Origin of the sequence: Pollutibacter soli (genome assembly GCA_029269725.1) — a bacterium.
In the GTDB taxonomy this organism is placed as follows: domain Bacteria; phylum Bacteroidota; class Bacteroidia; order Chitinophagales; family Chitinophagaceae; genus Pollutibacter; species Pollutibacter soli.
In genome coordinates this window covers 74,123-88,719 of record JARJHS010000009.1, presented here as the reverse complement: position 1 = coordinate 88,719, position 14,597 = coordinate 74,123, and the positions used below count along the sequence as shown (strand labels likewise).

Annotated in this window: 14 protein-coding genes; 4 read left to right on the top strand and 10 right to left on the bottom strand. The window is 41.9% G+C overall.

Features of this window, described 5'->3' with window-relative positions; translation table 11 throughout:
- Nucleotides 1-56: 56 nt before the first annotated feature.
- The 3 genes from P2W82_RS19880 to P2W82_RS19870 all read left to right on the top strand — a co-directional run bounded on the left by P2W82_RS19880 (nucleotide 57) and on the right by P2W82_RS19870 (nucleotide 6,766).
- Nucleotides 57-1,205 carry a FecR domain-containing protein gene (locus P2W82_RS19880; protein ID WP_336517683.1) on the top strand — a complete coding sequence of 383 codons (1,149 nt, stop codon included), beginning with the start codon at nucleotides 57-59 and terminating at the stop codon, nucleotides 1,203-1,205.
- Between the two features lie 185 nt (nucleotides 1,206-1,390).
- The gene (locus P2W82_RS19875) at nucleotides 1,391-4,957 is read left to right on the top strand and encodes a SusC/RagA family TonB-linked outer membrane protein (RefSeq protein WP_336517682.1); all 3,567 of its coding nucleotides are present in this window, start codon (nucleotides 1,391-1,393) and stop codon (nucleotides 4,955-4,957) included.
- A 3-nt stretch (nucleotides 4,958-4,960) separates the two neighbouring features.
- Nucleotides 4,961-6,766 (top strand): RagB/SusD family nutrient uptake outer membrane protein, encoded by a 1,806-nt coding sequence (locus P2W82_RS19870; RefSeq protein WP_336517681.1) that lies wholly within the window; start codon nucleotides 4,961-4,963, stop codon nucleotides 6,764-6,766.
- 1,098 nt (nucleotides 6,767-7,864) lie between these two features.
- Here the strand turns inward: P2W82_RS19870 and P2W82_RS19865 are convergent.
- From P2W82_RS19865 to P2W82_RS19830, 8 genes are all read right to left on the bottom strand, one after another.
- Complete coding sequence (locus tag P2W82_RS19865; protein ID WP_336517680.1) at nucleotides 7,865-8,533, bottom strand: GNAT family N-acetyltransferase; 669 nt, start codon at nucleotides 8,531-8,533, stop codon at nucleotides 7,865-7,867.
- Between the two features lie 167 nt (nucleotides 8,534-8,700).
- Complete coding sequence (locus P2W82_RS19860; protein WP_336517679.1) at nucleotides 8,701-9,108, bottom strand: VOC family protein; 408 nt, start codon at nucleotides 9,106-9,108, stop codon at nucleotides 8,701-8,703.
- Complete coding sequence (locus tag P2W82_RS19855) at nucleotides 9,101-9,724, bottom strand: alpha-ketoglutarate-dependent dioxygenase AlkB family protein (RefSeq protein ID WP_336517678.1); 624 nt, start codon at nucleotides 9,722-9,724, stop codon at nucleotides 9,101-9,103. The genes P2W82_RS19860 and P2W82_RS19855 overlap by 8 nt, the downstream gene beginning before the upstream one ends.
- A complete protein-coding gene (locus P2W82_RS19850) occupies nucleotides 9,711-9,914 on the bottom strand; it encodes an Ada metal-binding domain-containing protein (protein ID WP_336517781.1) in 204 nt (67 codons plus the stop codon). Before P2W82_RS19850 ends, P2W82_RS19855 begins: the two co-directional genes overlap by 14 nt.
- A 60-nt stretch (nucleotides 9,915-9,974) precedes the next feature.
- Nucleotides 9,975-10,817: a methylated-DNA--[protein]-cysteine S-methyltransferase gene (locus P2W82_RS19845; protein ID WP_336517677.1), complete on the bottom strand. Its 843-nt coding sequence runs from the start codon at nucleotides 10,815-10,817 to the stop codon at nucleotides 9,975-9,977.
- 115 nt (nucleotides 10,818-10,932) lie between these two features.
- A complete protein-coding gene (locus tag P2W82_RS19840) occupies nucleotides 10,933-11,202 on the bottom strand; it encodes a hypothetical protein (protein WP_336517676.1) in 270 nt (89 codons plus the stop codon).
- A gap of 169 nt (nucleotides 11,203-11,371) precedes the next feature.
- Nucleotides 11,372-11,857: a DinB family protein gene (locus P2W82_RS19835; RefSeq protein WP_336517675.1), complete on the bottom strand. Its 486-nt coding sequence runs from the start codon at nucleotides 11,855-11,857 to the stop codon at nucleotides 11,372-11,374.
- 92 nt (nucleotides 11,858-11,949) lie between these two features.
- Nucleotides 11,950-12,825, bottom strand: a complete 876-nt coding sequence (locus tag P2W82_RS19830) for an SDR family oxidoreductase (RefSeq protein WP_336517674.1) — start codon at nucleotides 12,823-12,825, stop codon at nucleotides 11,950-11,952.
- 119 nt (nucleotides 12,826-12,944) lie between these two features.
- Here P2W82_RS19830 and P2W82_RS19825 point away from each other — a divergent pair, with 119 nt between their 5' ends.
- Nucleotides 12,945-13,310, top strand: a complete 366-nt coding sequence (locus tag P2W82_RS19825; RefSeq protein WP_336517673.1) for a winged helix-turn-helix transcriptional regulator — start codon at nucleotides 12,945-12,947, stop codon at nucleotides 13,308-13,310.
- 11 nt (nucleotides 13,311-13,321) lie between these two features.
- On the opposite strand, the gene P2W82_RS19820 is transcribed toward P2W82_RS19825, so the two are convergent.
- Nucleotides 13,322-13,717 carry a hypothetical protein gene (locus P2W82_RS19820; RefSeq protein WP_336517672.1) on the bottom strand — a complete coding sequence of 132 codons (396 nt, stop codon included), beginning with the start codon at nucleotides 13,715-13,717 and terminating at the stop codon, nucleotides 13,322-13,324.
- Between the two features lie 19 nt (nucleotides 13,718-13,736).
- On the bottom strand, nucleotides 13,737-14,597 hold the full coding sequence (locus tag P2W82_RS19815; RefSeq protein WP_336517671.1) for a hypothetical protein: 861 nt from the start codon (nucleotides 14,595-14,597) through the stop codon (nucleotides 13,737-13,739).

Genomic DNA, 14,597 nt, shown 5'->3' with positions numbered 1-14,597 from the left:
ATCCACCGGCTTGTCAGTATATAACAAAGCAGCAGGAGTTACATTAACTGATCCAGATGAATAATGAAAGAATTCTGAAAATTCTTCAGAAGTATCTTGATGGCAACGCTTCGGAAGAAGAAAGAAAGGCTGTGGAAGCCTGGTATGAATCGGTTGATGAAAATACCGCTCAACTTTCCATACCCGAGAAAGCCAGGCTGGAAGCTATGCGCAACAAGGCTTTCCAGCGATTTCTCGCAGCAACTGAAGAGCCTGTCATTACTATTCCTTTCTATAAAAAATCGTCTTTCAGGATTGCAGCTTCGCTGGCAATCGTCCTGGGCATCGCTGTTTTTTTCGTGTTCACCAATAGCACAAAGGACAAAACAGTTCCAGCTACCGCAGCTGCAGCCACAACAAATGATGTTGCCGCACCCAGGCATAACCGGGCAGTATTGCAGCTGGCCGATGGTTCAAAACTGGATCTCGATAGCGTTAACCACGGGACACTTGCATTGCAGGGCGCAGTGATCATTTCGAAGAGAAAAGATGGAAGTATCGAATATGCCGGCACTGATGGAGAAACCCGCTTCAATACGATCACTGTCCCACGCGGCAGTAAGCCTCAGCAATTGATGCTTTCCGATGGAAGTAAGGTGTGGCTGAACGTAGCTTCTTCCATCACTTATCCGGTCGCTTTCCCCGGGGAAGAACGAAAAGTGGAAATCAGTGGAGAAGCTTATTTTGAAGTAGCCAGAAATCAATCGAAACCGTTCCTGGTTAAAAAACAGGGCAGCGATGTTGAAATAAAAGTGTTGGGAACCCAATTCAATGTGAATGCGTATGATGATGAAGAAATGCTGAGAATCACGCTGCTGGAAGGTTCAGTGCAGGTACAGGAAGATAAAGAAAAAAAGATGCTGAAACCCGGACAGCAGGCGCAGGTTCATCATAACTCAATCAATATCGCAGGGAATATCGATCTTGATCAGGTGATGGCGTGGAAAGATGGGAAATTTCAATTTGACGGAGCTGATATCGAAACGATCATGCGGCAGGTGAGTAAATGGTATGATGTGGAAGTCGTTTTCGAATCAAAACCTAAGGAAAAACTCGTAGCTGATATCTCACGCGATGTTAATGTATCTGAACTCCTCGAAATCCTCGAGAAAACTGACCTGATGCATTTTGAAGTAACCGGAAAAAAGATTCTTGTAAAAAAATAAATAAACCGTAATAAAAATCCGCCCTGAGTGGAAGTCAGGACGGACAAATTCCGGGAATTTTAAAAAAACAATCTCTTCACGACTGTCTGATTTTTTCATCCCAAAACATGGTAAAGTTATGTAATTAATGATTGTTGTTTTACACCTGGCGTTGCCTGGTGAATGATAAGAATATGTTGGTGAGGATGAAAATTTCAATACTGCTGGTGTTGGGAATTTTATTTCAGATGTCGACGAAATGTTATTCGCAAAACATTACGTTGAGCCTGGACAATGTTCCTATTCAAAAGGTTTTCAGAGCAATTGAAAAACAGAGTGCTTATTCGTTTGTATACGGGAAAGACCAGATCGCTGAAATAGGACGCGTCACTCTTCATGTTGAGCAGGCTGGTATTACTGAAACTCTCAACCAGTTATTTAAAGAACGACCGCTCTCCTATTCCATCGTTGGCAATTATATTTCCGTCCGGAAAGTAAAACTCATCATCGATCCTTCAGAAGCCAAACCTACAATTGATCCTGCAATTTTTTCTACAGGAAGAATTGTAAGTGACAATGGCGAACCAATTGCGGCTATTACTGTTTCTGTAAAGAATACAAATATCTCCACCAAATCTTCTGATGATGGAAGATTCAAAATTGATCTCCCTAAGCAAACAAGTGTATTGATTTTTACCGGTGTTGGTTTCCAGACAAAAGAAATGGATATCCAGGCAGGCAAAGACCTTGGAGATGTGATGCTGAACATCATGGATCTGAGTCTGAATGAAGTAATCGTTACCGGTTATTCTGCTCAGAAAAGAAAAGATGTTACAGCGGCAGTTTCCATAGTAAATGTTGCAGATCTGAAAGCGGTCCCTTCTGCTAATGCAACTTCGCAATTGCAGGGTCGTTCTTCTGGTGTTACTGTTACCTTAAATGGAACTCCCGGGGTAGCTGCAAAAGTACGTATTCGCGGGCTCGGGTCGTTTCAGAACAATAATCCCCTGTATGTGGTCGATGGGGTTCAGACTTTTGATATCTCCAATCTGAATCCAAATGATATTGAAAGTTTACAGGTGCTGAAAGATCCTGCATCTGCATCAATCTATGGCGTACGAAGCTCGAATGGCGTAATCGTAATCACTACGAAAAGGAACACAAAAGGAGTAATGGTTAGTTACGACATGAATTATGGTATACAATTTCCAGGATCAGGCTTTGAGAAAACCACTTTATCACCAATGGAAGATGCACAGCTGGCAAGATTGGTTTTAAGAAACGAGGGAAAATCATTGGATGGTTCGATATATGGAAATGGTCCGGAACCGGTTTTACCCGATTATATTTTTGCAGGAAATTATCAGAGTGCATCTGGTGTACCGGGCCCTTTGTTTGAAGGAAATCCTGCAGTAGATCCATCTCTCTATAGTTTAAATCCAAAACGCGTCGGTGACCCTGGTTATTCAGCCTATATCATTGTACCAGCAAACAAAGAAGGCACGAACTGGTGGAAAGAGTCCACCCGCAATGCACCGATTCAAAATCACAACCTCAGTTTTGGTTCAGGAAATGAAAAAAGTTTCTATCTGCTCAGCTTAAATTATTTCAATCAACAGGCGATAACAGAATACCAGTTTTATAAAAGGTATAATGCGCGCATCAACAGTAAGTTTACTTTATTTGATAAGATCCATATCGGAGAAAATCTGCAGGTATACTTCAGCGAAAGTAATGTACAGGGCAACAGCGCGTCGGGAAACAAAAGCAATAACCAGGAAGAAGCTGATATTTCCGGAACCTGGTCGTTGATGAGCATTGTACCCGTATACAACACCGGTGGTGACTGGGCCGGCTCGCGGGGAGACTGGGGAGGAAAAAATCCACTCGCATTGCTGTACAGGAAAAAAGACAACAGGGATAACAGCCACGGATTATTTGGAAATATTTATGGCGAAGTAGATTTGTTTCGTGACTTTAATGTCAGAACGAGTTTTGGTGGCACTATAAATAATCGAACACAATATTCATATCCGATTAATGAATATGAAAACAGCCTCAATCAGAATTCACCAACGTATTCGGAAAATTACATCAAGACCAATTACTGGATCTGGACAAATCATTTAACCTACAAAAAATCGATTGGCAAACACGAGATCGATGCATTGGCAGGATATGAGGCATCAAAGTCTGGCGGGCGACAAATTATAGGAACGGCCTCTAATTTTTATTCGTATACTGATATTCCCTATATCAATCTGGGCACAGGCACTACGCCAAATCTTCGTGGCAGCGGTCCTTTTGCGGAAGTGACTACTGCATCGATGTTTTTTTCTGTTAACTATAAGTTTAACGATAAATATCTTTTTTCTGCTTTGGTGAGAAGAGATGGTTCTTCGAAATTTGTTGGTGACGAGATCTATGCAACCTTTCCTGCTCTTTCCGGAGGATGGCGCATCTCCGCAGAAAAGTTCATGAAAAATATTCAATGGATAAATGATCTTAAGCTCAGGGCAAGTTGGGGTATATCAGGAAATGAGGCAGCGTTAGGCAGCATCAACGGGTACACGACATATATCAGTTCGGCTGGCAGTTCTTTTTATGACATCTATGGCACCAACAATTCACCGGCTTCCGGATTCTATCTCAACTTTGTTGGAAATCCGAAGGGCAGATGGGAACAAAACCAAACCATCAACGCCGGATTTGATGCAACACTTTTCAACAATGCGGTAAGCATTTGTTTTGACATTTATCAGAAAGAAACACGCGGACTGTTGTATAATCCAATCGGCCAGGGCATACTTGGAGCCGCCGGTTACAATCCTGCTTTTAAAAATGTAGGCAGTATGCGTAACCGTGGTATCGATCTTTTGCTTTCCAACAACACGCACATCGGAAAAAATTTTTCATTGCAAACCACTCTTACATTTACTACCTACAAGAACAAAATCTTATCCATTACTGAAGGGCTTCCCTATTTTGATTTTAACAGCCCAAGCAACGAATCCAACCGTTTGAATGGTCAGACGATAACAAGGAATATTGCAGGTTATCCAATGAATACCTATTACGGTTATAAGGTGATCGGAATATTTCAAAGCCAGGCGCAGGTGGATGCGGCACCACCGCAATATTCCGGAGGAACGACCAACACTGCCTTCCCGGGAAGTTTCATATTCGAAGATATCAGCGGACCGGCAGGAAAACCCGATGGTGTTATAGACAGCTGGGACAGGACAGTGATCGGAGATCCGAATCCTGATTTCAATGTAGGGTTGAACATCAGTCTTGAATACAAAGCATTTGACCTAGTTGCATTTTTTTATTGTGTTGCAGGAAAAGAAAATTACAACTGGTCGAAATGGTTCCGCGACTTCACAAATAATTTTTCCGGAGGAAAAAGTAAGGATGCATTGTATAACAGCTGGCTTCCTGATGGCAGTCGACCCGATGCCAGGGTGCCGATTCAACTCAGCACGGGATCATTCAGTACCAGCCAGACGGTGAATTCCTATTTTGTTGAGAATGCATCCTATTTCAGGTTACGCAACCTTCAATTAGGGTATACGTTGCAGGGAGCATGGATGAAGAAATTCCATATTACAAAAGCGAGAATCTATTTGCAGGGTACAAATATTTTCACCATAACAAAATATTCTGGCCTGGATCCTGAAGTGATATCCAATGATGATCGTGCTGCAGGTATTGACCTTGGGACTTATCCGACTGTACGTCAATTTTCCTTTGGCGCCAGTGTAAAATTCTGATGAATGAAAATGAAGAGAAAACATTTTTTGCTGAATATACTGGTTGCGGCTTGCCTGCTGGCGGGCCCGTTGCTGGTACTGAACGGCTGCAAAAAAAGTTTTCTTCAATCGGAGCCGAGAGGTACAATTGATGGTGAAGACCTGGTGGATGCAAAGGGAATAAATCAACTGCTGATCGGAGCATATGCCTTGTTAGATAACTATGATCCTGCCGTAGAATACAATCAGTTTGGCGCAAGCGCTTCTAATGCATTGTTTGGTGATATCGGAGGAACGATTGCCAATAAAGGCAGCGAGTTTTCCGATCAGAATGAACTGTATGCACCGGTTCAAAGGCATGAAGTCAACTCAACAAATAAAGCGTTGAACAATCAGTGGCGCGCATTGTATGAAGGTATAAAAAGAACCAACGAAGTTTTGAGATTGCTTCCAGGTGTACAGGATCTTAATGCTGATGAAAAGACTAACATAGAAGGGCAGGCGAAATTCCTTCGCGCGTGGTATCATTTCCTCGGTCGTATTATTTTTAAAAAATTTGCCTATATCGATGTTGATACTGATAACCAACTGATTTCCGGTGAAATCATGGGTGTAAAAAATGATCGCGAAATTTTTCCTGACATATTACAGGATGCAAAATTCGCCTGGGAGCATGTACCCGAATTGCAGGCTGCAGTCGGGCGAATCAATAAGTGGAATGCCGGTGCATTTTATGGAAAAGTGCTGTTGTATACGAAGAACTTTTCTGAGGCGAGAAAAATACTTATTGAAGTTGTTGAAAAAGGAAAGAATCCGCTAGGTATCAAATATGATCTGAACAGCAACTATGCTGATAATTTCAATGCTGATTATGACAACAGCAAGGAATCTGTTTTTGCTTTCCAGGCTTCCGTGAATGATAACTCCGGGGCCAACAATTCCAATTGGGGCGATATGCTGAACATACCTCCGAACGCTGGTGGCGGCGCGGGTTTCTTCACGCCGACCTATTATTTCACGAATCATTTCAAAACAGACGATAGCGGACTTCCGCTGAGCAATCCGCAAAACAACATTGTATTTGACCCTTACTTACAGAGTACTCTCACAAAATATAATGGCAATGTAGATCCGCGTCTCGACTGGACGATTGGAAGAAATGGAATTCCGTATCACGATTGGGGCATAGTAGATGATTCCTGGGTTCGCTCGGATGCAGGCTCAACACCTCCCTACTCTTCAGGACCTTTTCATCCCAAAAAAGGTACTATCCGGAACTCACAGGTTGCTGGCTCACATGACGTTAATATATGGTTTGTATCGGGAGGTGTATCGCTTAATGTTAACCTGATCAGGTTTGCAGATGTATTGCTGATGGCTGCAGAAGCTGAAGCAGAAGATCCCGGAGGAAGCCTGGCAGTGGCGTGGCAACTGGTGAATCTAGTGAGGGCAAGAGCCGCGTCAACACCACGTGTGAAAAAATACCTCAATGATGCTAATCCTTCAGCCGGATTTAGCAACGAAGACGCAGACGATTATAAAGTAGCTGAATATCCAGTGGTGTTCCATTCAAAGGAAGTTGCGATAAAAGCCATCCGCCTGGAAAGATTGCTCGAATTAGGGATGGAAGGGTTCCGGTTTTTTGATCTCGTGAGATGGGGTATTGCCCAGCAGGAAATCAACGAATTTTTTAACTACGAATCCAAAATGCCCTACGCGAAAATACTTAACTCTCCTACCCGGATGCCGCCTTATCAATCGCCTGGGGATGACTATTACCCCATTCCTCAGAGCCAGATCGATCTGAGCAATGGCTTCATTACTCCCTGACAAGCTCATCCGAAAAAGCTTCACCGCTATATCCTGAATGATTGATCTCCGGCAAATTGTATCGTTCCAAAATTGAATATGGGCAGCTTAGTGCAAGCGGCGTTTTTCGTTTCTCGTTTCTCGCCTGCCTGCCTTGCCTACCGGACAGGCACGCGGCAAAGGCAGGTTGTTCGTTGAAAAGGCGTGGTTTGCAGAAATGTGGAATAAAGAATTCGAAGTGCAAATCTGATGTGGAGGTCAACCAGATGCAAAGGTTTTCACGCTTTGACTTTGAATCCATGCAAATTCTTGAATCAACTTCTTTTGTAGTTCAATAGCCACCAGGATTTGTACAACAAATCGCAACCCCGATTTGACTAATGCCAATACAAAACCAGTACATTCTTTCTCCGACAGGTATAATTAACCGGGAAATACTGACAAATACGATCAGGATGGTGCAGGACAATGAAGCGGATTCATATTACTATTTTTAAGGTTGATTTTTTAAACTTTTCATACACAACACAGCTAAGGGTTTTCAAATATTCTTAGCCACGGCCGGAATTTCTATTCCGGCCTCTTTTTGGGATATTGCGACAAAAAAATCACAGCTCAAGGAGCTTTCGATTTCAGTGCTTCCGGTCTTAGGTTTTAAACTTCTGCCGATCAATCCTTTGTCTGTTATTTATAGACTCAAGCATTTTTCAATGTTATTTTCTCCACATTTTCTGATGCTTTACACTTGGATACGCCTGGTCGGTTGACCTATGTTTGCATTATCTGATACATGTATTTTTTCTGATCATCAGCAGCTACTGATGGAAGATGTTAGCTAACATCCGCTGCGGCGGATGGGTATGGTAGACGAACCGGGCGCGCCCGGGAAAATCTGCCATATCCACTCTCCCCAAACGGAGGTGGAGGCGGGGGAGGGCGAGGGAGGGCCCACAAGTTGGTGGCGGAGAAACGAATATTGGAATTTGAAAAACTTCAAAAAATTACATGTGAATCACTTGAAAAGAGAACACCTGAAAAATGGGCAACGAAATGAAAGATCGACGGATTAGAAAGTTCCGTCAAATAACTCGATCTCAACTCGCTAACCCTATAAACGGTTTAATGAAAATTCCAGAAGCTGATTTCTCTTCTTACCCTGTACCCGGCATTTTCATACAAACGAATAGCCCTCTGATTGCTGGCGGATACATGCAGAAATGCAATTTTATCTTCACCGAGCACTTTATTCGTTACATGACCAACCAATTGTTTCGCATATCCTTTACCAATATATTCAGGATGGGTCACCACAGCACTGACTTCTGAAAAACCATCCAATTGCATTCGTTCTCCGGTGACAGCTACAAGTTTTCCATTTTTGAAAATTCCTGAGTAGTCCCCCATATCCATCGTCTTCAATCTGAAAAACCCCGGTTGTACGAGATTAACCAGGTCAATCACTTGCTTACGGTAACGCTTGAGCGAAATAATATCTTCTGTAATCTCTATGTTTTCTTTTTGCCCGCAAATCATCTGCAAACAAACCAGTTCCCGTTTTAACCGAAGCTTACCATGATAGTCCGGGCGTTCTCCTACAACAAAAAATTCTCCCGCATGTAAATGATAGTCATCCATCCCTTTTGTAAGATCTGTGCAATTTATTGACGCAGCAAAAGGTCCATAGTCAGCCTGGTAGCCCATCAAAGCATCCATTCTGACTGCAAAATTTTTATGTGGCCCATCAAGCGCATACCACACCGGGTTATCCAGCATCGAAAAATCTCTCATATCAGCAATAAATAATGAAAAGGCTCCCTAAGGTTATTCTCAAAATTTCTCTCCGGATTTCACTCACCACTTTTGCTCCGAAGATTCACGCAGATCAACAACGCAAGAACAATTCTCTTCTGCGTCTATCTGCACTAATCAGCGGGAATATTTTTTCCTAATCATTCCTACAGCGGATGTCCGATCTCCCAATGAATACCAAAGGGATCAACTACTCTTCCCAGCAGCCATCCGTATTCTTCTGTGACAGGAAAAATTTCTTTTGCACCGGCCTTTATTGCTTTTGCAAAGAAAACTTCGGGGTCAGGTACCGTGAGTACCATGCGAATAGTTTTCTGTTCCGCATTTGCAGACTCATTTCCTTCTGATGTTACCGGCCCGCTGATCCAGAATGCAGCACTACCCATATTCAGTTTCAGTACCAATCCACCTTCCTCCATTCTGAAAGTCTCAACCACATCAAATGCTGCTGTATAAAAATGCAATGCTTTCGATCCGTCCGAAACATGTATCCAGGGTTCAAGCGTGATAGAAATTTCTTTTTTCTCAACAGAACCTGAATGATGATCAATCATAGTTTATTGAATTGATGATGGTTCTGAAGGTAAGATTAATCCTTGGAGTTGTTATCTGCTTGGCGGGTGGCATACTGTGTAACCAGAACTCTTGTGTCTCTGCCTTCATAATCAACAGGCTCGCATGCTCCAGTAACACCGATACCTTTTCCTTTGTCTTTTTATGCTTGAATGAAAATTTTCTCTCAGCACCAAAACTTACCGATGCAATTGCGCCATTCTTTTTCAGTTCCTTTTCCGAATCGCTATGCCACGACATCCCTTCGCTGCCATCATGGTACAAATTCATCAAACAGGAATTGAATGTTTCTCCTGTCCTTGCTTCGACGGCTGACTTTAGTTCCATCAACTCTTTCGTCCAGGGAAGTGCAGATTTTGTTGTATTGGAATACGTATAATTGAATGGCTGATCTCCATACCAGGCAACTTCACGTTTGGTGATATGTTTTTTCCCAAAAATCACAACTTCATCATGACGCCATTCAATTGATTGTAAAAATATTCTATAGTACTCATCGGCCCTATCTTTTGGAAATAATCTGCCATAGTAGTTCACCACACCATCATATGGTAACAGGTTGAAAGATTCGTCAGCCTCTCTATCAAATAATTCCATTTTTCCAGTAATTATATGAAACCCTCAGGCAGTGACCGCAAGGTCGGTAACCATTCAATTTCGCTTCATCCTCCGATCTGAAAAATACACGGTTCATTCGTATCATCCGCTTGCCGGAACTGCATTGCAAGGTTCCAAATATTTTTAATTTTTTATTTCCACCAAGAACCAAAATGCCATTTTTTATCATCCGAAACAATTGCACTTCGTTGATGTCTGTATGATTATACACCGGGTATTTTTTTTTCGGTTATCGTTCCATGTTAGCGGCCTCATAGCCGATGATCGCTGCTTTACGAACCGGCCCCCACATGTAGCCACCAAAATGACCAGAGGATTGTATCACACGATGACATGGAATCAGGTAAGCAACGGGATTGCTTCCAATGGCAGTGCCCACCGCCCTTGAAGCACCCGGCTGATGGATATGATTGGCTATTTCACCGTAAGTTGTCAATTGCCCGAGAGGAATCTTTAATAGTGTCTCCCAGACTTTAAGCTGAAACGGCGTACCCTTTAAATGTAGTTTTACCTCCTGCAATTTCGACCAGTCGTATTGAAAAATAAACAATGCCCGCTGCTGGATAATATCAAGTTTCTGCTGAAAAAAAGCATTAGGAAATTGTTTTTTCAACATAGCAAATGCATCCATTTCATTCTCAGCAAATGCCATATGACAAATTCCTTTCGGAGTTGAAGCAACAATGATATTTCCGAATGGAGTTTCAGCAAAGCTGTAATTGATACTCAGATCGCGACCACCATATTTATATTCAGCCGGCGTCATCCCTTCGATACTGATAAAAAGGTCGTGTAATCGGCCGGTACCGGACAATCCGGTTTCAATAGCAGTGTCAAAAATCGTAGACTGGTTTTCCTTCAGCAATTTCTTAGCATGAGAAATACTCAGGTACTGCAGAAATTTTTTCGGACTGGTTCCTGCCCATTCAGAAAACAAACGTTGAAAATGTGCAGGACTTAAAAACACATTTGCGGCAACCTCATCCAGGTTGGGCTGATCTTTGTAATTAGTGGTGATATATTCAATCGCCTTGGCAATCCGCTCATAGTTAAAATGGTCATTCCCTTTCATGTCTTGAAAATTTACTACACAAATTTCAAATCCATCGCATGAAATAAAAACCCGGATCTTGCTGAATTCCGACGTGAAAGTCCAAAAGCCTGGAAAATGTAAAAATATAAACACACTACTTTTCCCTTCCCCAATTATTCTGCATATCTCTATATGCTTTTTTACTTATTGTTGACTCTGATTTTGGTTTTGATTTCCCGGATTTCTTTTTCGCATTGATGTTATTGACAAGGGAATTCTTCACACCCAGTTTATTCTTTTCATCAGGGGCCTTTTTTACTGCAGGTCCGTTCTTTTTTGCAGGGGCTTTTACTGCAGGAAAATTTTTCCCCGGTGCTTTCTCCGCAGGAGCCTTTTTAGCTGGTGCCTTTTTTTTTGTTGCCATAAAGTTTTTAAAGTTCACGGCAATTATCATTCCCAGTCAAACGTAAAAATTGATTCCGAATCCGTCTATTCTGATGGATCCAAGAAAAACTATCGGTGAGAGTAATACCGAAACGAACCAGAAAGACAAATAGAAATCACCTTTTCATGAAGTGCTGATCCATTTCACGTCACGCAAAACTCCTGTGATCCGGCCAGTCTCCTTTCAATTTTAGTATCATAATAATCTGTCCGGTATGATATGCATCATGTACGATCAGGTTCATATACTGCGCTCCGATGGGCTCTTTGTATAGTGGCTTGTCAAGATCCTCTTCACTCAATTTACCCAGCTCGTCCAATAACTCTTTCTGCACAGAAAAAAGTTTATGAACTGTCAATGGCCATGCTTCCGGAGAATGATCTGTAATGACAAACGTATCATCATTGGTTTCAATCTTTTCATCTTTCTCACCTTTCAACCTTTTCAATAAGCGTTCTTTGTAAAAGATCACATGCACAACGGTTTCCCAGATCGTATTGGAAGCTTTCCCTTCCACGCGCCAGTCAGCCACTTCGGCACTAACATCTTTCAATGCATCTGCATATGGCGGATACCAACCTTCTTTCTCGCTCGCTGCGCGCCAGAAATGTTCGAGTATTTGTTTCTTTTGCATGATGCAAAATAAAAACTTAATACCAAACACGATCAAATGCAAAAAAGGCCCAGCGAAAGCATCCGCTGAGCCAGGATTATCCATACAAAAAATCAATTCGAAGCCTGATATATATTCTTCAAATAAGATTTTAAAGACACCGGCTTTCTGCCGATAATTTCTTCCAGCTGTCCCGACTCAGTTGCAAATTCACCCAGTTTGATAGCTTCACCAAAACCTGCAAATACATCTGCATATGCAGAAGGCAATCCGGCCCTGGTAGCTCTCTCTACATATTGCTCTTTTGTGAGATTACCATAAACAATATTCTTACCAGATACCTCCGAAAGAATATCAGCAATATCGGAGAATGAATGATTGTCCCCGGACGCAATATCATATTCTTTGTTTGCGTGCCCTTCCTCGGTAAGAATTGCCGCAGCAGCCTCCGCCATATCCTCACGTAAAGTATACGCTGCAGAACCGTCACCCGCAGGGAAATGAACACCACTCTCCAATACCTGCTGTCCTAAAAAAATAGGCAACATATCAGCATACAGTGCATTCTTCATGATCGAATAGGGAATTCCACTTTTCCGCAGACTTTCTTCCGTTACAATATGTGATGCTGCTACAGCTGCGATCGGAGAATCAGGCTTTTCATTTTTACGCATGAAGCTGGTATATACAATATATTTTACGTCGGCTTGCTTCGCCGCCTCAACCACGTTGAGATGCTGCTGCTCGCGTTTGGGTATTTCACTTCCGGAAATGAACATCAGCTTATCAACGCCATGGAAAGCTTTTACCAACGAGCCAGTATCGTCATAGTTCCCAACGCGAATATTTATACCTGAACCTTTCAGACCATTTGCCTTTTTCTCATCCCTGACCAATGCAGCTATGTTTGCTGCGGAAACACCTTTTTCCCGTAAAGAAGCAATTATTGCCTGACCCAGCTGACCTGTTGCACCTGTTATCAAAATCATATCTTTTGTATTTAGTTTTTGAATGTAAAGGCGAAATTATACCGACTTACTATACTTTTGTAAGTCGTATACTTAAGTATATCGCTATACTTTTGTATACTGAATTAAAAACAAAAAAAATGAAGTTAAAACCAAGCCTGAAAGATGTTAAATCCTGCCCTATGCAGTACGTGCTGGCAATCAATGACACCCTCAATGTGTTCAATGGAAAATGGAAGATGCCGATAATAGGATCGCTCTTATTTGACAAGAAAAGATTTACCGAGATTCAAAGAAACATACCCAATATTACCCCGCGTATGCTTTCGAAGGAACTGAAAGACCTCGAAGCAAATGGCGTAGTGAGAAGAGTAGTTTATGATAGTATACCCGTGTCAGTTGAATATGAGCTTACGGAATCAGCTCTGTTACTCAGTGATGTTGTCGACAAAATGCTGGAGTGGGGATTGCAACACCGGAAATCTACTTTCAATTCAAAACGCTGATCGATTTTCGATTAATTCTCTTTAAAATCATTAAGCATTTTTTTTGCATCGTCAAGACTTTCGAAAAAGTTAATCGACAACTTTTCTTTGTCAACTTTGTAAGAAACTGTCTCCACCGCAACTTTGTTGAAATAATTGTCCGGCGTCACAATACATAGCAACCGAAAACCGGCTGCTATGGCTCTCGGGAGAAAGTTATGCAACAGCCACTGCTGATCCTCATTTCCTATCAGCACCATATCCTTTATATCAGCAAGAACACGTCCTGTTCTATTTTGAATGACAGATTCCAGCATCAATTCCGTTCCCTGCCGGAACTGAGCCGAAGTTGCATAGCCCTTCCATTCCATGCAGACATAGCCATTAATTTCATCGAAAAAAATATGATAAGGCGCGGTTACACTCATTATTGATCGTCATTAATCATCAGGTAAACGGAAGGAGATCAGGCTGCATGTATTCAATTTTTGCCATCGGGTTATTGAAAATATCGTACCCGTAATGCGAATCTATCAGTTTTCTGAAATCATTTTTCAATCGGGGAAATCGTTCAACGAACAAATCAAAATCATCAATATTTTCCTTTTGCATGAAATGCCAGACTGCGCGGACAGCTGCGACAGTCAATGTCTTATTGAACTTCGACCTCACACCTAGAGCATTTGTATAATTGATGAGCATCCGGCAAATATCTTCGCTGGCATTTTCAACACCAGCTTCCCTGATTTTTAACCATGCCAACCGTATATGCGCTTCATGTGTAAAAAGTGTTGGATCAAGTCTGCATATTTCAAATAACCAAAGAAAACTTTTGTCATTCAATTGACTATGGTCACCAATCGATTTCAGAACATATTCATCCAGTTTTGAAAAAGCTTTCACATCCGGTTTTACAAAATATGTTCTTGCCTGAACAGAAAACAACAAACCCCTGCTGTAAAAATCGAACATGAGATCTTTTGCTGATAATGGAGAGGCCAGAAAACGATTCACATCTGATGCGATTTCTTTCCGGCTACAATAATATTGCCATGCACGAATCAGCTTCATCCAGAAAACGGTAATGGTTTCGTGATATCCTGAATGAGCAGTATTTACTGTACCGACAGCAATATTGTAATTTCTGATTGCCTCTCTGATTTCAATCAGCCCTTTTTCTTCTTCAAATTCATAACAAAAACGGAAAGCAGCAATGACGTGCATCTCGTGTGTCCAGCGTTCTTTCGGAAGCGTTTTATTTCGAAAAGCATCCGTAAACGATATTATCTGTTCTGCCGTGTAATTCAT